The sequence below is a fragment of the Gemmobacter nanjingensis genome, from assembly GCF_014652195.1.
Taxonomy (GTDB): Bacteria; Pseudomonadota; Alphaproteobacteria; order Rhodobacterales; family Rhodobacteraceae; genus Gemmobacter; species Gemmobacter caeni.
Genome location: NZ_BMYI01000015.1, coordinates 61,054 through 80,317, shown reverse-complemented (window position 1 = coordinate 80,317; position 19,264 = coordinate 61,054). Strand labels below are relative to the sequence as shown.

General features: G+C 68.2%; 23 protein-coding genes and 1 pseudogene. 3 read left to right on the top strand and 21 right to left on the bottom strand.

The genetic code is table 11. From position 1 onward, the window contains the following. Window positions 1–3 precede the first annotated feature (3 nt). Both IE126_RS19540 and IE126_RS19535 read right to left on the bottom strand, forming a co-directional pair. Complete coding sequence (locus tag IE126_RS19540) at window positions 4–942, bottom strand: phage tail tube protein (protein ID WP_062563496.1); 939 nt, start codon at window positions 940–942, stop codon at window positions 4–6. Window positions 943–967: 25 nt separating this feature from the next. Then, a complete protein-coding gene (locus IE126_RS19535; RefSeq protein ID WP_062563495.1) occupies window positions 968–1,387 on the bottom strand; it encodes a hypothetical protein in 420 nt (139 codons plus the stop codon). A 110-nt stretch (window positions 1,388–1,497) separates the two neighbouring features. Between IE126_RS19535 and IE126_RS19530 the strand changes: the two genes are divergently transcribed. Next, window positions 1,498–2,241, top strand: a complete 744-nt coding sequence (locus IE126_RS19530; RefSeq protein ID WP_062563781.1) for a sulfite exporter TauE/SafE family protein — start codon at window positions 1,498–1,500, stop codon at window positions 2,239–2,241. Here the strand turns inward: IE126_RS19530 and IE126_RS19525 are convergent. From IE126_RS19525 to IE126_RS19490, 8 genes are all read right to left on the bottom strand, one after another. After that, complete coding sequence (locus IE126_RS19525) at window positions 2,233–2,901, bottom strand: DUF6441 family protein (RefSeq protein WP_062563494.1); 669 nt, start codon at window positions 2,899–2,901, stop codon at window positions 2,233–2,235. The genes IE126_RS19530 and IE126_RS19525 overlap by 9 nt on opposite strands. Before the next feature lie 5 nt (window positions 2,902–2,906). Continuing rightward, on the bottom strand, window positions 2,907–3,218 hold the full coding sequence (locus tag IE126_RS19520; protein ID WP_062563493.1) for a head-tail joining protein: 312 nt from the start codon (window positions 3,216–3,218) through the stop codon (window positions 2,907–2,909). Beyond that, a complete protein-coding gene (locus tag IE126_RS19515) occupies window positions 3,218–3,553 on the bottom strand; it encodes a DUF2190 family protein (protein ID WP_062563492.1) in 336 nt (111 codons plus the stop codon). Before IE126_RS19515 ends, IE126_RS19520 begins: the two co-directional genes overlap by 1 nt. Window positions 3,554–3,630: 77 nt before the next feature. Beyond that, window positions 3,631–5,664 carry a prohead protease/major capsid protein fusion protein gene (locus IE126_RS19510; protein ID WP_229825683.1) on the bottom strand — a complete coding sequence of 678 codons (2,034 nt, stop codon included), beginning with the start codon at window positions 5,662–5,664 and terminating at the stop codon, window positions 3,631–3,633. A gap of 4 nt (window positions 5,665–5,668) precedes the next feature. Further along, on the bottom strand, window positions 5,669–7,180 hold the full coding sequence (locus IE126_RS19505; protein ID WP_062563491.1) for a phage portal protein: 1,512 nt from the start codon (window positions 7,178–7,180) through the stop codon (window positions 5,669–5,671). Beyond that, window positions 7,180–7,389, bottom strand: coding sequence for a phage head-tail joining protein (locus IE126_RS19500; RefSeq protein ID WP_062563490.1), 210 nt, complete (start codon window positions 7,387–7,389; stop codon window positions 7,180–7,182). Before IE126_RS19500 ends, IE126_RS19505 begins: the two co-directional genes overlap by 1 nt. 2 nt (window positions 7,390–7,391) lie before the next feature. Then, window positions 7,392–9,398, bottom strand: a complete 2,007-nt coding sequence (locus tag IE126_RS19495; protein ID WP_189381930.1) for a phage terminase large subunit family protein — start codon at window positions 9,396–9,398, stop codon at window positions 7,392–7,394. Beyond that, entirely contained in the window at window positions 9,346–9,906 is a 561-nt protein-coding gene (locus IE126_RS19490; RefSeq protein ID WP_062563488.1) for a hypothetical protein, read from the bottom strand. The genes IE126_RS19495 and IE126_RS19490 overlap by 53 nt, the downstream gene beginning before the upstream one ends. A gap of 113 nt (window positions 9,907–10,019) precedes the next feature. Here IE126_RS19490 and IE126_RS19485 point away from each other — a divergent pair, with 113 nt between their 5' ends. Both IE126_RS19485 and IE126_RS19480 read left to right on the top strand, forming a co-directional pair. Continuing rightward, window positions 10,020–10,244 carry a hypothetical protein gene (locus IE126_RS19485; RefSeq protein ID WP_062563487.1) on the top strand — a complete coding sequence of 75 codons (225 nt, stop codon included), beginning with the start codon at window positions 10,020–10,022 and terminating at the stop codon, window positions 10,242–10,244. Between the two features lie 90 nt (window positions 10,245–10,334). After that, a complete protein-coding gene (locus tag IE126_RS19480) occupies window positions 10,335–10,907 on the top strand; it encodes a DUF3489 domain-containing protein (RefSeq protein WP_062563486.1) in 573 nt (190 codons plus the stop codon). Between the two features lie 49 nt (window positions 10,908–10,956). On the opposite strand, the gene IE126_RS19475 is transcribed toward IE126_RS19480, so the two are convergent. The 11 genes and pseudogenes from IE126_RS19475 to IE126_RS25995 form a co-directional block, all read right to left on the bottom strand. Then, window positions 10,957–11,154 carry a hypothetical protein gene (locus IE126_RS19475; protein WP_062563485.1) on the bottom strand — a complete coding sequence of 66 codons (198 nt, stop codon included), beginning with the start codon at window positions 11,152–11,154 and terminating at the stop codon, window positions 10,957–10,959. A gap of 44 nt (window positions 11,155–11,198) precedes the next feature. After that, window positions 11,199–11,414, bottom strand: coding sequence for a DUF7220 family protein (locus tag IE126_RS19470; RefSeq protein ID WP_062563484.1), 216 nt, complete (start codon window positions 11,412–11,414; stop codon window positions 11,199–11,201). After that, complete coding sequence (locus tag IE126_RS26005; protein ID WP_062563483.1) at window positions 11,411–11,809, bottom strand: hypothetical protein; 399 nt, start codon at window positions 11,807–11,809, stop codon at window positions 11,411–11,413. The genes IE126_RS19470 and IE126_RS26005 overlap by 4 nt, the downstream gene beginning before the upstream one ends. Window positions 11,810–12,014: 205 nt before the next feature. Further along, window positions 12,015–12,521 (bottom strand): annotated as a pseudogene (locus IE126_RS26000) (DNA cytosine methyltransferase); the annotation flags it as partial. 1 nt (window position 12,522) lies between these two features. Then, a complete protein-coding gene (locus IE126_RS19460; RefSeq protein ID WP_062563481.1) occupies window positions 12,523–13,899 on the bottom strand; it encodes a site-specific DNA-methyltransferase in 1,377 nt (458 codons plus the stop codon). 417 nt (window positions 13,900–14,316) lie between these two features. Continuing rightward, a complete protein-coding gene (locus IE126_RS19455) occupies window positions 14,317–14,697 on the bottom strand; it encodes a DUF6362 family protein (RefSeq protein ID WP_189381929.1) in 381 nt (126 codons plus the stop codon). Next, window positions 14,690–14,890 (bottom strand): hypothetical protein, encoded by a 201-nt coding sequence (locus IE126_RS19450; RefSeq protein ID WP_071796301.1) that lies wholly within the window; start codon window positions 14,888–14,890, stop codon window positions 14,690–14,692. Before IE126_RS19450 ends, IE126_RS19455 begins: the two co-directional genes overlap by 8 nt. After that, on the bottom strand, window positions 14,887–15,426 hold the full coding sequence (locus tag IE126_RS19445; protein ID WP_229825682.1) for a hypothetical protein: 540 nt from the start codon (window positions 15,424–15,426) through the stop codon (window positions 14,887–14,889). Before IE126_RS19445 ends, IE126_RS19450 begins: the two co-directional genes overlap by 4 nt. Window positions 15,427–15,766: 340 nt before the next feature. Then, entirely contained in the window at window positions 15,767–18,088 is a 2,322-nt protein-coding gene (locus IE126_RS19440; protein ID WP_229825678.1) for an AAA family ATPase, read from the bottom strand. Continuing rightward, window positions 18,085–18,855, bottom strand: a complete 771-nt coding sequence (locus IE126_RS19435; protein WP_189381927.1) for a PD-(D/E)XK nuclease family protein — start codon at window positions 18,853–18,855, stop codon at window positions 18,085–18,087. Before IE126_RS19435 ends, IE126_RS19440 begins: the two co-directional genes overlap by 4 nt. Then, window positions 18,852–19,262 (bottom strand): DUF6511 domain-containing protein, encoded by a 411-nt coding sequence (locus IE126_RS25995; protein WP_229825676.1) that lies wholly within the window; start codon window positions 19,260–19,262, stop codon window positions 18,852–18,854. The genes IE126_RS19435 and IE126_RS25995 overlap by 4 nt, the downstream gene beginning before the upstream one ends. Between the last annotated feature and the right edge of the window lie 2 nt (window positions 19,263–19,264).

The following is a 19,264-nucleotide window of genomic DNA, read 5'->3' as shown; positions in this document are numbered from 1 at the left end:
TTCTCAATAGGTTGCGACGGTGTTGACGAGGACGGCGGTGCACATCCGGGCGGGACTGGTGGCGCGGGCCGCCTGCCAGTCGAAGGTTGCCTGGATGCCCTGCGGGCCCGGGATCTCGATGCGCGGCCGCGGCAGGTAGACGGCATGCGCCGTGAAGGTGAAGCTGGCGTTGGCCCCGAGGCTCCAGGCGAAGACCAACTCGCACGGCGTGCCGTCGATGGCCTGCGTGATCAGCGTGGTGTCGGCAAAGCGCACTTCCACCCGGCCCGTCAGCGCGGCCATGCCGGGGTCGGCCCCCTCGATGCGCCCGTCCGAGCGGATGGTCTCGATGCGGTCGAGGCCATTGGAATAGGTCACCTCGGCCGAGATGACATTGCCGAGCGGCGATCCATTGCGGGTGATCGCCCCGTTGAAATGCCCGAACCGCTGCAGCGCCAGCGAGGTGGGCGTGCCTGCGGCCGTGGCCGCCGCGACGCTTTCACCTTGCGCCACCAGCCGGGCCGTGGCGGTCAACAGCCCCGACCGCGCCATCTGCCAGGACAGCTGATCGCAGACACAGCCGGTGTACATCGCGTAACGCGGCACTTCGGGCATCGCTGTCTCGATGGCCATCGACGGCAGCGTCCAGTTGCCAGACTGGAAGGTGTGGGTCTTGGGCGTCGTGCCGGTGGTCGTCGGCTGTCCGAAGGCCGCCTTAAGCCAGAGGCCGAAGTTCTCGACGTCGATCGGCACCACCACATCCCCATCGGCGGTGACCGCATCCTTGATCGGGGCCAGCGGATCGCGCCCCTGGCCCAGCAGTTCCGAGGCGATCAGCGGCTGTTCGGACCCAAGCGTGGTGCTGGCGAAGGGCACCGTGCGGTAGCCCGAAGCGGGCGCGGTGCCATAGACAGATTCGAACGCAAGCGCCATCTGCGCCCGCGCCCCATGGGCTCGTGCCATCGTAGTCTCCTTTCGTTATTCGGGGTCAGGCCAGCGAATCGGCCGTGGAATAGTGCAGGATGACCGGGATCACCGCTGCCTTCAGGCTGGCGGCACCCTCGACCGGCAGATCGACCGGACGCGGCGCTTCTGCCTCGACCCAATCGCAGAGGCCTCCCAGCGTGCGGTCGGCTGCAATCGCCGCGCCGATGCTGGCGCAGAGGATGTCGAAGGTAGCGTCACGGGTGGCACCTTGCACGACCGCCTCGATCTCGGCGCGGTGCTGATAGTGGTAGCGCAGCGGCGACAGCGTCACCTCGGGTTCCCCCGGCTCGCCGTCGCGCAGGATCAGGAGGCCTGCGGTTGGCACGCGCTCTGGCAGCACGTCACCGCGCAGGGCGGCGGCGGGCAACGTCGAAAGCCGCGCGTGCAGCGCGGCGAGGATGGTTTCGCGGGGGGTGGGCATTGCTCGAGCCAATTGCGATAGTTGATCGGAAGGCGCACGAACCTTCGTCCGATTTTCGGGCACGTGCGGCCGTGGCCGAGTCATGCTTTGCCGTGGAGGCGCAGAGAGTATTGGACACCGAAGTATTCTGGCTTGCCGGCGTCTTTCTCGTAATTGCCGTGATCTACGCCGCCGTAGGACAGGCAGGAGCGTCCGGCTATATCGCGATCATGGCACTATTCGGAGTCGCGCCGTTGGCCATGAAAACGACCGCGCTCGCCCTGAATCTCATGGTGGCCGCAATCGGCACGGCGTGGTTCATGAAGTCCGGCCGATTGTCATGGCGCCACATCTATCCATTTGCCGTTCTGGGCTTCCCGTTCTCGATGCTTGGTGGGTCGATCCAGTTGGCGGAAGGGGTGTACTACCCTATCGTCGGTGCGATCCTGGTGCTTTCCGCGTTGCAGATGGCACGATCAGTGATGAAAAGATCCGCAGGAAACGTCGCACCTCCCAGGACGCCGCCATTCCTGGCTGCTCTGGCGACAGGGGCGCTGATAGGCTTCGTATCGGGAACGACAGGGACCGGTGGCGGTGTTTTTCTCGCGCCAGTCATTTTTGCGATGAGATGGGGCACGGCGCATCAGACGGCCGCAACGACAGCGCTCTACAATCTGATGAATTCTGCGGCCGCCCTGATCGGTGCCTACGCCTATTGGGATCAGATCCCCGCATCGCTGCCCTTGTGGCTTGCGGCAGTCGCGGTTGGGGGCACAGTTGGCGCGTTCGTCGGAAGCCGATACCTCTCGGACCGCTGGCTGCGAGGCATCCTGGCCGCGCTGCTGCTGGCATCGGGGGTCAAGTTGCTATTGTAGTCCTGCGTCCCTGAGCGGGTTTACTTCGTCACAAGACGTTCCCTCCACCCAGTTCGCGACGATCAACCCCGGCACCGCATGATGCGCCCGCGCCGCGTCCCGCGCCAGATCCAGCCGCTTCGGCAGCTTGACCTGCGGCACCAGCAGGAAGATCGGTGCTGTCACGAGGCCCCGGCCGGTCCTTGACCGTGACGCGACGGCGCGGCCCTTGGTGTTCAGCCGCCCCTCGGCCACCAGCAGGCTCGGCCCCCTGCGGCGATAGATGAAGCGCAGGCGCAGGCCAGTGCGCCGTTCCCATTCGCCGGGCGTGTTCCGACCGCCACGCAAGGACTTGCCTGCGGCGGGCGTGGGGATCGCCAGCCAAAAGCCATTTTTCGAGCGGATCAGCGGGCCGGTGTCGTGCGCGCCGACGATGACCGGGGCGTTGGACCAGACCACGGCTGCCGCGTTGAGGCTGGGCGTGACCTTGGGGAACTGCTCCGACCGGATGGTGCGGGCGAGCCGGGCCCCAAGCCCCGCACCAGTGATCTGCAGCCGCCAGGCGGCCTTCAGCCCGGTCCCGGCCTCGCGGATCGCGGCCGACACGGCGCGCTCGCCCGCCGAAACCTCAGCCGCCATCATCGCGACGATGTCGGGATCGATGTCGAGCTTCAGCTTCATCGCGGTCATGCCGGGCGCAGGTCGATGGTCCAGACCAGCCGTTCACGATCACGGACGGGCTCGCCTTGGATGAGGAAGGCGTCGCCGTCGATCTCGATGCGGTCGCCGGGCCGCGGCGCTGGCACCTCGGCCACGCGCAGATCGACGCGCGTAGTCTCCGACCAGAGCCGCGCGTCGCCGAAGGAGGTCGACGCATCGGCGCGCCGCGCCACGACGCGCACCAGGACCGGCGCGCCGCCATCGGCGATGTAGACCGCATCCCGGCCGACGTTCGGATCGGCGAAGAGTACGCCGACGGCAGCGGCGAAGGCGCTCATCAGAACGCCCCGTTCAGCCGCACCCGGCCGACTACATCACCCGCGCCGCCCGCCACCACTTCGGTCGCCACGCCGATCAGGGTGTTCGAGGTGGTGACCTTGGTGGTCTGGCGGGCGGTGTTGTCCCAATAGATGCGCTCGCCGACGGCCCACGCCTGCGAGCCGAGCTTCTTCAGCTCGTAGACGCCGACAAGCGCGGCCTCGACACTTTCGCCAATGGCGGCGGTGCCGGAGGCCACGCCGAAGATGGAGCCGACGAGCAGGCCATCGCCCGCGGCGACGGCGTAGGGCGCGGTCAGGGTGATGGTGTTGCCGGGCTGGACGTAGGTTTTCATGGGGAGGATCCTTGTGGAATGACGAAGGGCGGCCCGATTGGACCGCCCGCATGTCAGGGTTCAGCATGGGGTGGCGGTTATGCGCCGGGGTTCTTGTAGAGGCCGCGCCAGTCGATGGCCTTGGCGCCGAAATCGAGGCGGCACTTGATCTCGACGCCGTCGACGTCGAAGCCGTTGCGGGTCTCGATGTAGGCGCCCTGCTGGCCTTCCAGATAGGCGTATTCGATGGTGTCGATCTGGTTGGGCGAGGCCGCCAGATACCAGGAGGTGGCGCTGGCGGCATCGAGGCGCGGTTCGCTGATCGGGGACAGCGTCCGGATCGACTGGGGCACCACCTTGGCACTGTCGGCCGGGACGAGGTTCTGGGCGACCAGTTGCTCGGCCTTCAGTTCCAGCGCGGCGGGCACGATCAGGAAGGCGGGCCGGATGTTCAGCACCGTCTTCTTGTCGAGCCCGGTCTGCAGCGCCATCGCCGCCCGCGCCGCCCCGACGCTCGCCACGTCCAGCGCCGCGCCCGTTGCGGCGAGGTTCTTGTGCGTCGTGTGGAAGAGCGCGTTGCCGTCGGCCATCGCCGGGTTCGCGGTGATGATGCCCCAGACCACGTCGCTTTCCAGCTGGGCGATGGAGTTGCCGTACATCGCGGGGATCCGGGTGAAGGCATCCAGATCGTCGTTGATCAGCACCTGCCGGGTGATGGCCACGACCCGGCCATAGGTCTTGACCTTGTAGCTTTCCTTGCTCTCGCCCAGCGTCCCGCGCTTGAACTCGCCGCTTTCGCCGACCTCCAGAAGCTGCGGGGCCTCGCCCAGCTGGACCCGGTGCATCGATTTGAAGTCGGTCGCCAGCACCTGGCGGCAGAAGAGCGCGAAGGTCCGGGGATAGGCGTCATAGGCCTGCCGCAGGGTCTTGTTGGTGACGGCCGAGAGGATCTCGGGGAAGTCCGAGGTCGAATGCAGCGCGCGGGTCGCCACCTCGTCGCGCGACAGGCCGCGCGTGTTGACCCCGGCATTGCCGAGGCTTTCGCGGGCCAGTTCCAGCAGCGTCATGCCGCGGTACTGGCGCGCGGCGTCTTCCAGCGGGAACAGCGTCGGGCTGTAGCGGTGCAGCAGCGCGTTCGCCACCGCGTCGCGGCGGGTGATGCGCTCGTCCCGGCCGCCGAGGGGGATGGAAACGTGCGGGAAGGTCCGGGTCTCGTCCGACTTCGCCGCCACCTGGTCGAGGATCAGGCGGCGGGACTCGTCAACACTGACGCCGCGCTTGACCAGATCCTCGGCGAAGCTGCGCTCGAGGTTCAGACGACCGGTCAGATCGTAGATGGTGGAGACGCGATCACGCTCGGCCTCGCGGGCGCGGGTGGCGATGGCCTCGCTGTCGGGTGCGGCAGCCGGTTCCGGCATACGCGCGGCCGTCTGTTCGGGCTGTGCCGGGGCCGCGACGGGCTGCTGGCGGGTCTCGGTCATGGCGGGGACATCCCCGGCCACGGTGGTCGTGCTCTCAGGCATGGATGCCTCCTTTTGCATGCGGGTGTCGACGATCTCGACGGGATAGCTGGCCTGATCCGCGGCGCGGACCTGCGCGCGGGGATCGGCGGGAACGGTCACGAAGCTGACCTCGAGCGGCGTCCAGCGTTCGACAATGCGCTGCTCGACCTCGCCCTTGGCGGCGGGCTCGACCACTTTCACACGCTCGATGGAATAGCCGACCGAGACGTTCCGGATGATCCCGTCGCTGATCAGGCCGAACATGCGGTCGGCGGCCTGGTCCAGGCCCTCGCGCGGGAAACGGATGGTGGCCTTGCCCTCCTTGCCCTCGATCCAGGCGCGTTCGACCACGCCCACCTGCGAATGCGAGGACCAGACCGAATGGCTGTCGAGCGCAGGGGCCCCGGCATTGAGGCGCGTCAGATCCACCGCGCGGTCGCTGACCTCGAGGATCTCGTCGAAGGGCACGGAGGTGTCCCAGCCGGTCCAGCGCCGCCGCCGGACAGCCGCGCCGGAGGTGAAGACGACGTCGACGGAGCGCGCCTCGGAATTGACGGTTGCGGGCAGGATCGGTGCGCGCCGCAGCTGCATCGGCAAGGCGACCGGGGCCGCCATCATCGTGTCGGGCATGGCCCTATTCCTTCTCTGTTTCGGATGCGGGGGCGGCCGGGTCACTGGTCGGGTCACCCGCCTGCACGCTGCCGGTCTTGGTGACGCGGCGCGGATCGCTGTCGAGCACGAGGCCGAGGCCATCGAGCTTGGCGTTGGTGGCAGCGATTTCTGCCAGCACCGCGTCCGGGTTGTGGCCCTGCCGGGCAATGGCTTGCGCGAGCGTCATCGTGCCTGTCCGGATTGCCAGCAGGTCGGCCATCGCATCCTTGTAGGGATCGACGGCATCGAACTTCGGCGGCGACCATTCCACCGGCACGTCCGGTGTCGGGATCTGCCCTGCTGCCCATGCGGCTTCCGTGAACCAGCGCCACACCGGCGCGCATAGCATCGGGATGAATAGCTGCCACTGCACGGCGTCGATCATGCGGCGGAACTCGACGAGCCCCGCCCGGATCGAGGAGTAGTTGACCTGGCTGAGGTCACCGGTCAGCAGCTCGTAGGGCACGCGGAACCCGGCCGAGATCGTGTGCAGGCTCGCGCGCTTGTATTCGCCGTAGCCGCCGGTGGCAGAGGGCTGGTTGAACCGGATGTCCTTGCCGCCGCGGGCATAGGCGATGAGCCCTGGCTCGAACTGCTCGACCCGGTTGCCATCGGCGTCGACCACAGAGGGCGCGATGCCCTGCTGCGCCTCGTCGTCGCCGAAGACGATGGCGGTGACGCAGGCCTCGGTCTTCTTGCGGACCAGTTCGGCCACCTCGTAATCGTCGAGATCACGCAACGACCGGATCACCGGCGCGCCCCAGGGAACGCCGCGCGCCTGCGTGCGCTGCTTCTCGTAGATGTGCGCGATCTCGGTCGCGGGGACCGGGCGGCTCTGCAGGCCGTTCTGCAAGGCGCCATAGGCGTCGCCCGGATGCTCGGCGTGCAGCCAATAGGCCCGGCGCTTGCCGACCGGGTCGAACTCGATCCCCTGGACTAAGCGTCCCGCGCCCAAGGCGCCGGATTTCGAGGCGTCGAGGAAGTCCGCTTCCAGCACCTGCAATTGCAGCGGCACCGGCAGGCCATCGCTTGCCCGCCGCAACCGGCGGCGTACCAGGACCTCACCCGCCTCGACCATCTCGCGGCAGATCAGCGTCTGCAGGCCGTAGAAGTCCAGCTGGCCGTCGGCATCGCACTCCGCCGTCCAGCGCTCGAAGAGCGCGTCGACCTTCCGGTCCAGCGTGTCGTCGCCACTGGCGGCGCGGGGCATTAGCCCCGAGCCGATGATGTTGTTGACCAGCACCGCGACGGCCTTGGCCGCGTGCGGGTTGTTGCGCACCAGGTCGCGCATCCGATCGCGCAACAGGGCTCCGGCGACGCCGATCTCGGTGTCGGCGGAGGATCCCGGCGCGCGCCAGCCCTCGGTCCTCCGCCCACGCGCGGCCCCGTCATAGCCCCGCGTCAGGGTCTCGAACGCCTGACGCGCCATGACGCGGCGGGCGGCCATGCGCGGCGCCACCGTGGCGATGGCATGGTCGAACCAGGTCGCCGACATCAGCGATCTCCGCGGCTGAAGCCAGCCAGCCCGGCCACCGGCAGCGGCCGTGTCTTTCCCGCGATGGCGCGCTCGATGGTGCGGATGCGCGCCAGCAGATCCTCGGCCGAGCCGTAGTCGACCGACTTGCCGTCATAGCTGACCCGCGTCGTACCGCTGGCATAGGCCCGGCGCAGCGCCGAGAGCTCGGTTTCCGTCCAGTCCGTCATGTTCAAAACCATCCTCCACGCCGCCCGAGCCAGTCGGAGCGGCGCTTGCCCTGCGGGGCCTGTCCCGGCCGGTTGATCTGTCCGGCGGGATCGGTGTCGGTGGGGGCGGCCCCGAGCTGATCCTCGAGGTCACGCCATTTCTCGTTGGGCCAGCGATCCGCGCCCGCGATCCAGGCAGCGGCGCGGGCATAGACCCGGCAATCCAGCGCTTCGTTCCGCTCGCGCAGCTTCTGCCATTCCAGCCGGGCGAAGCCACGTTTCGTGCGCACCGTCACCAGCTGCTCGGCCACGAACTGCTTCAGCCATTCGTTCTCGACCCAGTGCGGCAGGTGGACCGATCCGGGCGGAAACGCCGCCCCGTCGGCCATCTCCTCCTCGGTCGGGCGCGCCAGCCGCAGGAAGCGATAGGTCTCGGCCTTGAAGGTCGACACCGCCACGGTCCAGAGCCGCGCGCCGCGCCGCAGGCGTTTACCGCCCTCGGTCGCGTCGACGAAGGTCGGCCCCGACACCGGGCTGGAGCGGTTGAACCCCTCGACGCCCTTCACCGGGGAAACCTGTGCAAACCCGGCGCTGCGCGACCAGGCATAGACGGCCGGGGCCTCGTAGCCGGTGTCGATGGCGAGCCGCGCGATCCTGAGATGCGCGCCGCGCTCGTGCGGCCAGCTTCGATCCAGCAGCGCCGTCAGCTCGGACCATGCGTCGCGCCGATCCGGCCCGCCCTCGATCACGACGTGATCGACGAGCCAAGACTCAAGTCCGCGCCCCCAGGCCCAGACATCGACCTCGATCCGGTCCTTCTGGACGTCGGCCCCGGCGGTCAGGAACAGCCCGCCCGCAGGCACCGTGCCGGATTTCCAATGCTCGCGCCGGTCGTAGAGCCGCTGCCAGTCGGGCGCTTCCCCGGTCTCGACCCATGTTTCGCCGAGGATCGTGTTGCGGAACGCCTTGATCGCCTCGTCCGACCCTTGGGCCGCGTCCCATGCCCGCACGATCCGCTCCCAGCTCAGCCAGCCGATCGGCGAATAGAGCGCCGAGAGGTGATACCCGACCGTGGTCGGATCGGCGGCCGTGGCGGTTGCCCGCCATTCGCCGCCCTCCAGCATCGCCGTCTTGTGGTGCTCCGCGATTGCCGCGTCGCAGCCCTCGCAGTGATACTCCGCTGTCTCCGGGCGGCCCTTCTGCCAGCGCAGCCGGTCGAACTTCAGAAATTGCATCGCGCCGCAATGCGGGCACGGCACAAAGAACCGCCGCTGGTCGCTCGCCTCATACTCCCGCTCGATCCGGCTCAGACCCCGGATCGTCGGCGTCGAGACCAGCAGCACCTTGCGCCGGTGGGCGAAGGTCAGCGACCGCGCCTCGGCCAGCGTGACGGGATCGCCTTCCTCGTCGGCCGAGGCGGGATAGGCATCGACCTCGTCGAGGAAGATATAACGCGCCGGGGTCGAGCGCAGACCCACGGCCGAGTTTGCCCCGGTCATGATCAGGATGCCGCCCGCGAATTCCTTCGACAGCATGGTGTTGCCCGCGTCGCGGGATCGCGCGGGCTTCACCCGCTCGCGCAGTTCCGGGCTCTCGTCGATCAGTGGGTCGATCCGCTGGCGCGAGTTGCGCTTGGCAAGTTCTACGGTGGGCTGGACCGCCAGCATCGGCCCCGGCGCCTGGTGGATGGCGAACCCGATCCAGTTGTTGCCCGCCTCGGTCGCGCCGACCTGTGCCGCCTTCATGAACACGATCCGTTGGGTGGGATCGCCGGGCGACAGCCGGTCCATGATCTCGCGCATGTAGGGCGTGCGCGCCGTACGGTAGCGCCCCGGTTCGGCCGAGGCGCGGCCCGAGAGCATCCGGTGCTGGTCCGCCCATTGTGACACTGTGAGATCAGGATCGGGCGACAGCCCCGCGCCCCAGGTGCGCAGGATTTCTGCCTCGCCGTCGAAGTCGGTCAGGTCGTCGCCAGTTTCACCGGAAGTCGGGCCGGACCTCGGCAAGTTCGTCGAGGTGGGCGCGTACATGTTTTTCCAAGGCCTTCTGCATCGCGGCCGGTTCCACGCCCAATTCCGCCGCCATGAGTGCCGACGACCGAGAGGGCCAGTTCACCCACGCATCCCGCACCTCCCGCGCCAGGCGAAACACCAGAGACAGCGCCCGGGCACGCTCGATCAATTCCCCCTTCAGCTTCTGGAGCCGGATGCGCCGCTCCTGCGCCTTCAGCACCTCGTTCGCGGTCTTCGCCTGCAGGAAGGTCGTGCCGCCGCCGACCGCCGGCACCGCCAGACCCTGTTCGCGGAGCGTGTCACCGACGGCGGCCACCGCCGCCTCGGGGACGGGCTTCAGCTTCGGCGCGGGCGGCTTGCGCGTCTTCGATGGGTCGGTGGTTTCCGCCCGCCGCACATCACTTTCGGCCGCGTTGATGCTGCCGTCGGGATAGAGGACCAGCCGTTCGGCGGTCTTCGCCTTCTGGATCGCGCCCCGCGACAGCCCGACGTGCGCGGCGTACTGGCGCTCGCTCATGCCCTGCATCGACGGCTCCGATTATCATTCAGATTCATGCGCTTATCGCGTTGATAAGCGCGGCGGACAGAGCGAACGTCACTCCAACGAAGCGATGCAACTCGACCCAAGGAGCCACCACGATGACCCGCCGCGCGACCGACAACACGAAAGCCCTCGACGCCTTCATCGCCGCCAAGACCGAGATCGACGCGATGCTGGAACGCCTCGCCGCCCTCAGCGCCGACCACTTCGAGACCCACCCCGACGAGATCAACTGGGGCCACGTCGGCACCCTGAACCACTACCGCGCCAAGCTGCGCGAGATCACCGACATGGCCTTCCACGAAGGCGAACACGCCGAGTGAGACGACCCGCTCCCGGTCCCGCCCGCCGACTGGCGGGCTCGACCTCGTAGAAGGGCCCGCATTCCGCGCGCCCCGATACGGGAGACGACGATGACCAAGCTTTCCGACACTCAAGCAATCATTCTCAGTGCCGCCGCACAGCGCGAGGACCGCATCGCCCTGCCGCTGCCCGAGAGCCTGCGGGGTGGCGCCGCCGCCAAGGTGGTCGGCGCGATGCTCGCCAAGGGCCTGCTGCAGGAAGTCGATGCCGACCTGCGCAAGGGCGAGCCCATGTGGCGCGAAACCGGCGATGGCCACGGCACCACGCTCGTCGCCACCGACGCAGGCCTCGCCGCCATCGGGATAGAGCCCGAGGACGCGAACACCGCGCCTGCAGGCGCGACGGACGCGCCTTCCGAGGAGCCCTCGCCGAATACCCCGACCGAACCGGAGGCCGCGCCCAAGGCGCGCACGCCGCGCGAGGGGACGAAGCAGGCCACGCTGATCGCCATGCTGCGCGCGCCGAAGGGCGCGACCATCGAGGAGATCATGGCCGCGACCAGCTGGCAGTCGCACACCGTGCGCGGCGCGATGGCCGGGGCGCTGAAGAAGAAGCTCGGGCTCGAGGTGACCTCCGAGAAAGTCGAGGGGCGCGGGCGGGTCTATCGGCTTCCCGCCGCCTGACGCCGCGAGAAGATTGCTACCGCCGCCGCCCCGACCGGGCGGCGGTTTTTCATTGCCACGACAGCAGATCGCGGGCGGCGGCCTGCAGGATATCCTGCGCCATCCGCGGCTCGCAGGTGTAGATGCCACCCGGTTCCGGCTCGCCGACATGCTCCGCAAGCCAGTCCCGTCCCTCGTCCGAAATCGGACGCAGGACGACGATGGTCCCATGATCGTTGATCTCGATATGTTGCCAGCCTTCGGACATGCCTGAAGGCTACCAGCGCAGGAGCCGGACCGCCAGCCGCCGGATCAGGCTCGCCGCAGCCGTTCGAACAGCCGCCGCAGGACGTAGGACCGCGCGATGCTGACCACTGTGAAGACCGCGCCCATCTTCAGGTTCTGGGCCAGTGTCGTGTGCAGCCCGAAGACCGGGAAGATCAGGATCTGCGTGGCCACCGCGACGCCATAGCCGACGATCACGTTGGCGACGGATTCGACCAGCGACATGAGGCGCGACTGCTTCATGTCGCCCCCTCAATCATCGGCCAGCAATTCAGCTGCCAGAGTTCGCAGCGCATGCGCCGCAACCAGCGGCACCACTCCATTTCCACAGAGGCGAAGCCGGTCCACCCGGTGGGCCAGCCCATCAGTGCCTCGACGAACAGCGGGTTCAAGGTTCGGCGCACATCGCAGGTATCGTTCCCAGCCATCGGCGTCACCAGGACTTGGCGGCCAAGCAGGCCGTTGACCGGCGTGTTCGCGAGTGTCGTCGCTCCGTCCTTGTGATCGCGGGCCGTCGGCGTCATCCACATCCCCGCAGAATGGGTCAGGTCGGCCGAGCGGCGGTTGCCCGCGCTCGGCTTGCAGCCGTCGTTGGCCATCGGCGTCGGCCACATCGCAGCCGTCGTCGCAAGGTTCATCCCGTGCTGACCGGCTTCCTGCGAGGGCGTCGGCTTCGTCTGCCGGTTCTCGTTGGCGCTGGCCCGGGGCGTCGGCCAGAGCCGCAGCAGCTCCGTCCGGTTCCCGCCACTCGACCGGGTCCCAGAGCAGGCGCGCGGGGTCGGCCAACTTGTCCCCCTCTCGGACGGCGAGGATGAACAGCCGCTCGCGCTTGTGGGGCGCGCCGACTTCCGCCGCCGTGAAGAGGCCTGCCGCAAGGCGGTAGCCCATGACGACCAGTCCTGCGGCGACTTCGGGGAAGCCGAGGCGGAGATGATGGGCGACATTCTCGAGGAAGACGAAGGGCGGCCGGACCTCGTCGATGATGCGGGCGACATGGGGCCAGAGGTGGCGCGGGTCGTCGGTACTCCGGCGCTTGCCCGCGACGGAGAACGGCTGGCACGGATAGCCCGCAGTGACGATGTCCACCGCGCCGCGCCACGGGCGGCCATCGAAGGTGCCAATGTCGTCCCAGACAGGCGCGCGATCCAGGGACGCATCTTCCATCCGCGCCACGAGAGTGGCTGCGGCGAAGGTTTCCCGTTCGACATAGCCCACAGCACGATATCCGGGGATGGCGAGGACAAGCCCGAGATCGAGCCCGCCTGCGCCGGAGCAGAGGGAGAGGCCGAAGAGGCATGCGTCTCCGGCTCCGGAAGCGCGTCCGGAGGAAGGTAAAGCCAGGTCATGCATGTCACGCGGCGGTCTTGCGCTTTCGCGCGGGTTCGGGGGCGGCGTCCGTGTCCGTCGCATCGGCCCGTGCGTCGGCATCGTCGCCCAGCCGCTCGATTCTCACCTGCGCGAAGGTCCGACCGTCGCCGTCTAGGGTCGCGTCGCGGCCGGTCTCGGCCTGCCAGCGCTCCACGGCGACATCGACATAGGCCGGGCTGATTTCCATCGCGAAGACGCGGCGGCCGTTGGCCTCGCCCGCCATGATCTGCGAGCCCGAGCCCGAGAACGGCTCATAGCACAGCCCGCCGCGGGCGACGTGCTGGCGCATCGGGATGCCGAAGGCGTCGAGGGGTTTCGGCGTCGGGTGATCGGGGCGTTCGTCCTTGGCGAAGGACGGTAGCGCCCATGTCGAGGGCAGCGTTTCCTCGGCGACCTTCGGCGGGCGGTTCGGGCGGCGCCATCCCATGAAGCAAGGCTCGTGCTTCCAGAGGTAATGCGACCGCGTCAGGACACCGCGGTCCTTCACCCAGATGATCTGCTGGTGGACGAAAGCGCCGGCCTTTTCCCAGCAAGCCTCCAGCATCGCCTGGCGGCGCGAGGCGTGCCAGCAGTACCAGGCCGCGTCATCAGTGATCGCCTCGGCCACGGCCGCGGCGATGAAGCCGTCGTAGAGCTCCGCGCCCTGCGAACTGTCGTCCCACGTGGTGCCGTAAGACGCTGACCAGTCCTTGTTCCGGGTCGGATGGTTCGAGCCGTCGTAGTCCACCAGATACGGCGGGTCCGTCGCGAACAGAATTGCGCGCTCGCCATTCATCAGGCGGCGCACGTCGGCAGCGCTGGTGCTGTCGCCGCAAAGCAGCCGGTGGTCCCCGAGGATCCAGAGATCGCCGGGGCGCGACGCCGGATTGCGCGGCGGCTCTGGGATGGTCACCGGCGGCACGGAGCCCCCGGCGCCACCTTCTTCCCCGTCCCCCTCCGGCACGTAGGCCAGCAGCTTGTCGAGTTCGCCGTCGGAGAAGCCGACCAGCGACAGGTCGAAATCCTCGGCCAGCAGATCGTTCAGTTCCGCCGACAGCAGCGCCTCGTCCCAGGTCCCGAGTTCGGTCAGCTTGTTGTCCGCGATGCGATAAGCCCGCCGCTGCGCCTCGGTCAGATGCCCGAGCACGATCACCGGCGCCTCGGTCAACCCGAGCTGAGTGGCGGCGAGCACCCGGCCATGGCCCGCGATCAACTCGCCGTCCTCGCCGACGAGGCAGGGCACGGTCCAGCCGAACTCGGCCATGCTGGCGGCGATCTTCGCGACTTGGTCCGCGCCATGCGCCTTCGCATTGCGGGCGTAGGGCTGAAGGCGCGCAAGCGGCCAGGTCTCGATCCGCTCAGGGGCGAAGCTCAGCGTCATCGTCGGGTCATTCCTCGGATCAGGGTGGAAACCCCTGGCTTCCGGACTCCGGCGTCCAGACTGGACTCCACGCGGGGTCCAGCGGCCACCACGGGTGTCCAGCTTCAAGGGTTTGATTTTGCGGTGTTTCAGGCGGGTTTACTAGGCAGCGGCTTCCGGGTGGCTTCCCAAAAATCCGGCCCTGTCGCTGGCGATGTGCCGCGCTTCGCCCGCCAGCATACGAATATCGCCAGGAAGGAACCGGAAGCTGCCTTGGGCTGGACCCCGGCCGGACCCTCGCTGGATGCCGGGGTCCAGGTGGCCCCCGTCAATGCAAAGGGGAGAGCGAGCTTTCCAGCGCACTCTCCCCATCTTGCCTTCGGAATAGCACGATCATGTTGCAGATGTCGAAGGGAAAAGTGTTGCAACACATTGGAGTCACTTGGCATTCAGCCGCGCCGCGATCTTGGTCAGCGCCAGCTGCCAGCGACGCCAAGCGGTCGTGCGGTCGCAGCCAAGTTCGCCGCTGATCAGCTTCCACGGCACACGGGCCGCGCGGGACCAGACCAGCTTGCGCTCCGCTTCCTCGATCCAGAGCACCCAGTCCGAGGTCTGCTCGAGCCGGCCGATGGCGGCGGCCGAGGGCCAGACCCGCATCGGCTGCGGTTCCATTGCTGCGATCTCCTGCCGGGTCCGGACGACCTCGGGCCAGACGTTGAAGTAGCCCTGCGCCTTCACAGGCGGCAGCTTGCGCAATGTGCGGAACGCTTCCTCGAAATGATCGGCGACGCAGTCGGCAGTCCATTCACGATCAGCCATGGCGCGCCTCCCTGTCGGAAGGGCGCGGCCCGTAGAGCTTCTCACCGAGCTGGCGGACCAGTTCACGCTCGGGCCAGGTGAGGCGGTCGTCATCGGCGGAGACCGCGAGGACGCCCTGTTCCCGCCAACCCTCGCGCTTGACCTGCTCGGGATCCCGACGTCGGCCGCCGTAGCCGTGGGGATGCCATCTCATGCGACACCTCCCTTCGTCTCGATCGCCCAGAGCAGCAGGGCGATGGCGTCGGCCTCGTTGTCGTCGGCCGGGCTGAAGCCTCGGGCGCGGACGGCGGCGACCATGGCGGCCTTGTCGGCGTTGCCCTTGCCCGAGGCGTGACGCTTGATCGTGCCGACCGGGACCCCCTCGTAGGGCACGCCCCGCAGCTCGGCCCATGCGGTCAGCGTGGCCATGAGGCCGCCGTAGATGTGGCTCGCGTCGGTGCCCGCGTGGCGGCGGACCTCCTCGAACCAGATGGCGGCGACGGGCCCGGATAGCCGGTCGATCTCGGTCAGCCAGTTGGTGAAGCGCAGGTAGCGCATGCCGCCCCCGTCGAAGCGGCCGGGACGCAGCGAGACGGTGCCGCTAGTGATCAGGCCGTCATGGCCGCGGATCGCCCAGCCGGTCGAGGTGCCGAGGTCGAGCGCCAGGACGCAGCGGTTGCGGGGGGTGTCGAGCGGCAGCGATTCAAACCTTGCGCCGTCGCAATTCGGGATCAGAGTCGGCTGAGCCATGATGGGTCTCCTTTGCCGGTGGCCTGTGGTGGTGGAAGACGACGGCGGTCTGGTGCTTGGCGGTACGGGGCCGCCGTCGTCGGATCGGGAAGCACAACAGGCCGTCACGGCGGCGCGCGCGGCTGGCCCGGACGTATGGGAGGAGTGGCCAACCCTGTGGGGTGGCCCTCCCATACGTAGTATGGGGGTTTGACACCTAACTGTTCCGGGGAGGACAAGTGGCTGAAATCATTGCGGAATAAGACTTCATGAAGTCTTCGGGCATGAGTTAGGGACCTAACTCTTATTTGCCCGTAACCCGTTGATTTCGTTGAGTGCACAGTCGGCGCTGTCATATGAGTCAGGCCTCACTCATATGAGTTAGGTCGTCCTCGAGCCCCTCCGGGTAGACCCAGACAGCGGGGTTTTCGACCTGCAGGCAGAGCCCGGATTGGGGGCACTTGAAGTGGCTGGGCAGGACCGGACGGACCGCTGTGGTCAACTCGCCGGTGGCCGGATCGACATGCTCGACGGGCGTGCCGAACTGCATGCCCTCGACGCAAAGGTAGCCGAACCGGGATCGGGTGACGGGGAAGCCGAACCCCGAAGGGTCACGAAGGAACTTAACGAAGCCCTTGGTCGCCAGCACGCTGAGGCGCTCGCGAATGGTGTGCTTGCTGCCCAGACCGCCCCGGTTCTCGAAGGTCTCGGCGAACTGCATGGCGGTGTAGAGGCGCTCGCTGGCCGCCTCATCCAGCAACATGCCGAGGATGACATCGTGCTTGCGCAGCCGTTCGGCATCGAGCCTGGCGCCGACCTCCTTGCGCACCAGGCGCTCGTTCAGCGGGTTCAGTTCGACCCATTCGCCTTTCACCTTGTCGATCAGCTTGCCCGGCAGCGCGGGGCCATTGCGCAGTTCGATCTCCAGCCTGCGGACGCTGCTGTCCTCGTCGGGCCGGTGCATGAGCAGCCCCGAGGTGTAGAAGCCGCGGAGCGCGCTGGCGCCGGAGAGGGCGAGGAAGGGATCGTCCTTGACCTGGTGCTTGCTGGCCTTGCGGGTGTGGTGGGCGAGGATGACGCCCGCGTCCGCGTTCACCGCTTCGCGCAGGAGCTCCACCCGGTCCTTCAGGAAGAACATCATGGCGGTGTTGTCGTTCTCGCCACCGCCCTCGGGGCCGCCGTCGAACAGGTTGCGGATCGGGTCGATGACGATGATGTCGGGCGGCGCGTCAGGGAATGCCGTCCGGATCGCCTCGGTGACGCGGGCGACGCCCTCCGCGTCGAGCAGCAGCTTCAGCTTCGGGGTGGCGATGAAGGTGTCGCGCGCGGCGACGATCACGGCGGCGGGCAACGCGATCTGCTGCATGCGCTCGCGCAGGTAGTGATACTGGATCTCCGCCTGAAGGTAGAACACGCGCAGCGGCCGGGGCGGCGTGAAGCCGAGGAACGGCACGCCCGCGGCCATGTGCACGAGCCAGCAGATCAGGAAATCGCTCTTGCCGACCTTGGGCGCGCCGCCCAGCACCAGGAGCCCGCCCGGCGTCAGCACGCGGGGGCCGATGATGTCCTCGGGCATCGGACTGGTGTCGTCGAGCAGCGCGCCGAGGCTGAAGGTCGGCAGCGGGCTGGCCGGGGCACCCGCGTGGGCTGCGCGCAGGAGCGGCGGGCCGTTGCGCTTCACATGCAGCGCCCAGAGCCGTTCGGACTCGGCCATCAGCCGATCGAGCGGCCAGGACGGGCGCAGCATGGCGGCGTTGTAGCCGCAGATCGCCTCCCAGCCTGCGAAGGGGTCGAGGCGGCCCTCGTGCACCAGGCGCACGTAATGGCCGATGGCGGCGCTCGCCCCCTGGAAACGGGACCAATCGTCGACCGCGCCTTCGCGCACCGGCGTGGTGAGCACCGCGTCGATGCCGGGCTTCGCGGTCGGCGCGGCAACGTCGCTGGCGAAGCCTACGCCTGGCAGCGGCGGCATCTCGGCGACCTTCTCGGCGAAATCCACAAGGTCCACCTCGACGGCACGGTGTTCGCGGATCTGCACGAGACGCTGGTGGCCGTGCTTGTGATAGACTGTGCCTGGCACCCGGATCGGCTGGTGCGCCGAGCGGAAATGCGTGTCGCCGCCGACCTTCACGGCGATCTCGCCGCGCAGGCGGCAGTGGGTGGCCAGGTCCTCGCCCTCGACGGGTTCGGTCAGTTTCCACCAGACATGGAGCTTGGCCGCACCCTCGGGCGTCCGCCCACCGCTCTCGATGATGAGCGAGGGCGCGCCGAGGTGGCGGGTGACATGGTCCAGCTTGGCCGGGATGTCGCCTGCGTCGAGATCGACGACGATGGCCTGCATCTGCAGCACATCGGCGGCGCGGGCCTGGCCCTGTTCCTCGACCGTGCCGGGGATGACATAAACCGCAGCGCCTTCACGGTTCGCCCATCCGGCGAAGGTTGCGAGTTTCTCGGGCGCAGTGTCGTCGGCCGGGATCCAGATGTTGTGCGGCTTGCCGTCTCGGCCCTGACCCTTGTCGACGAAGCCCCGGAGCGGGATCAGCCCCTCGCACCAGCTGAACACGGTGTCGAGAAAGACGGCGATCTGCTCGGGGTCGGGGTCGCAGCCGAAGGGGTTCTCGGACGGCGGCCCGTCGTTGAAGTCCGTCCAGGGGTTGAAGTGCAGGATGCCGTCGTCGCTCATGCGGGAAGCCTCCAGCAGCGCTCGGACCACGGGCAGAAGCGGCATTCGAAGAAGTCGGGCGTGGTGGCGACGCGCGGCAGAAGCTCGCCTGCGTCGGTCGCCTGCAGGATCCGCACGCCCCGGTCGGACATGCGCTGCGCGAGATCGGCGTCGAAGGCGACCTGCTCATGGTGAAGCTCGGCCGTGTCCTTGTTGATCGCGGTGAACACGGCTGGCGCGGCGCTGATGCCGGGCACGCTGGTTTCCATGTAGGCCTGATAGACCGCGATCTGGGCGGCATAGACCGGCTTCGACTTGGTCACGCCGTCCTTCACGCAGGCGCGCCAGTTCTTCGCGTTCATCGTCTTGCATTCCCAGAGAGCGGGAACGGCAAGACCGAAGCCCTCGGGGCCGGCAGCGACGATGCCGTCGACATGACCGCGGATGCGCCCGCCCGCGACCGAGAAGCCGAACTGGCCGCCATCGGGCCGGTTACCCTTGCGGGTGTAGAGGTCGAACCCCGCGCCGCGCAGCCAGGCGGCGGCCAGATCCTCGAGCGCATGGCCGATGGAGAAGATGCGCAGCGACTGACCGCTGAAGTCCTGGCCCTCGTCCTTTGGCGTCGCCGTGAACTCGAACTGCAGGGCCCGCTCGCAGGCATGGCCGAGGCGCGAGCCGCCGAGATAGTCGCGGGGCGACCGTGTCGCCTGATCGGCGGTCAGCGCCCGATCGACGGCGGCGTTGACCCGGTCGGTGAAGCTGGGGCGATGATTGTAATCGAGGGTCAAAACGGCACCTCAGGCGTCTGCGCCCGGGCGATGTCGGACATGGCCTCGCGGAAGCCCTCGACGGCTTCCTCGATCAGCGCGCGCACCTGCGCCTCGGTCAGATCCGCAAGCGGGGTGGCCCAGCCGATCTCGTCCATCAGCAGCGCCACGCGCTTCATGGTGGCGGTGATCGCTGCGCGCTCTTCCTCGGTCAGGTCAACCATGGCGAAACGCTCCCTGGCCAAGCGCGTCCAGAAGGACTGGCAGGGCATCGAGCAGAACCAGACCGAGGGCCGGGGTCGCTTCGACCGGTGCGGATCGAACCAGCCAAGACCACGGGTGGGTTGCCGGCAGACAGCACAGAGTGTTCCACGCGGATGCCAGAGCCGCCGCCGGTCCTCGGCCGTGATGGGGGTGATGGATGCCATGG

Coding starts and splice junctions, on each gene's coding strand:
- IE126_RS19540 (WP_062563496.1), bottom strand. CDS start 942: ATGGCACGAGCCCATGGGGCGCGGGCGCAGATGGCGCTTGCGTTCGAA.
- IE126_RS19535 (WP_062563495.1), bottom strand. CDS start 1,387: ATGCCCACCCCCCGCGAAACCATCCTCGCCGCGCTGCACGCGCGGCTT.
- IE126_RS19525 (WP_062563494.1), bottom strand. CDS start 2,901: ATGAAGCTGAAGCTCGACATCGATCCCGACATCGTCGCGATGATGGCG.
- IE126_RS19520 (WP_062563493.1), bottom strand. CDS start 3,218: ATGAGCGCCTTCGCCGCTGCCGTCGGCGTACTCTTCGCCGATCCGAAC.
- IE126_RS19515 (WP_062563492.1), bottom strand. CDS start 3,553: ATGAAAACCTACGTCCAGCCCGGCAACACCATCACCCTGACCGCGCCC.
- IE126_RS19510 (WP_229825683.1), bottom strand. CDS start 5,664: ATGCCCGACACGATGATGGCGGCCCCGGTCGCCTTGCCGATGCAGCTG.
- IE126_RS19505 (WP_062563491.1), bottom strand. CDS start 7,180: ATGTCGGCGACCTGGTTCGACCATGCCATCGCCACGGTGGCGCCGCGC.
- IE126_RS19500 (WP_062563490.1), bottom strand. CDS start 7,389: ATGACGGACTGGACGGAAACCGAGCTCTCGGCGCTGCGCCGGGCCTAT.
- IE126_RS19495 (WP_189381930.1), bottom strand. CDS start 9,398: ATGTACGCGCCCACCTCGACGAACTTGCCGAGGTCCGGCCCGACTTCC.
- IE126_RS19490 (WP_062563488.1), bottom strand. CDS start 9,906: ATGCAGGGCATGAGCGAGCGCCAGTACGCCGCGCACGTCGGGCTGTCG.
- IE126_RS19485 (WP_062563487.1), top strand. CDS start 10,020: ATGACCCGCCGCGCGACCGACAACACGAAAGCCCTCGACGCCTTCATC.
- IE126_RS19480 (WP_062563486.1), top strand. CDS start 10,335: ATGACCAAGCTTTCCGACACTCAAGCAATCATTCTCAGTGCCGCCGCA.
- IE126_RS19475 (WP_062563485.1), bottom strand. CDS start 11,154: ATGTCCGAAGGCTGGCAACATATCGAGATCAACGATCATGGGACCATC.
- IE126_RS19470 (WP_062563484.1), bottom strand. CDS start 11,414: ATGAAGCAGTCGCGCCTCATGTCGCTGGTCGAATCCGTCGCCAACGTG.
- IE126_RS26005 (WP_062563483.1), bottom strand. CDS start 11,809: ATGAACCTTGCGACGACGGCTGCGATGTGGCCGACGCCGATGGCCAAC.
- IE126_RS19460 (WP_062563481.1), bottom strand. CDS start 13,899: ATGACGCTGAGCTTCGCCCCTGAGCGGATCGAGACCTGGCCGCTTGCG.
- IE126_RS19455 (WP_189381929.1), bottom strand. CDS start 14,697: ATGGCTGATCGTGAATGGACTGCCGACTGCGTCGCCGATCATTTCGAG.
- IE126_RS19450 (WP_071796301.1), bottom strand. CDS start 14,890: ATGAGATGGCATCCCCACGGCTACGGCGGCCGACGTCGGGATCCCGAG.
- IE126_RS19445 (WP_229825682.1), bottom strand. CDS start 15,426: ATGGCTCAGCCGACTCTGATCCCGAATTGCGACGGCGCAAGGTTTGAA.
- IE126_RS19440 (WP_229825678.1), bottom strand. CDS start 18,088: ATGAGCGACGACGGCATCCTGCACTTCAACCCCTGGACGGACTTCAAC.
- IE126_RS25995 (WP_229825676.1), bottom strand. CDS start 19,262: ATGGCATCCATCACCCCCATCACGGCCGAGGACCGGCGGCGGCTCTGG.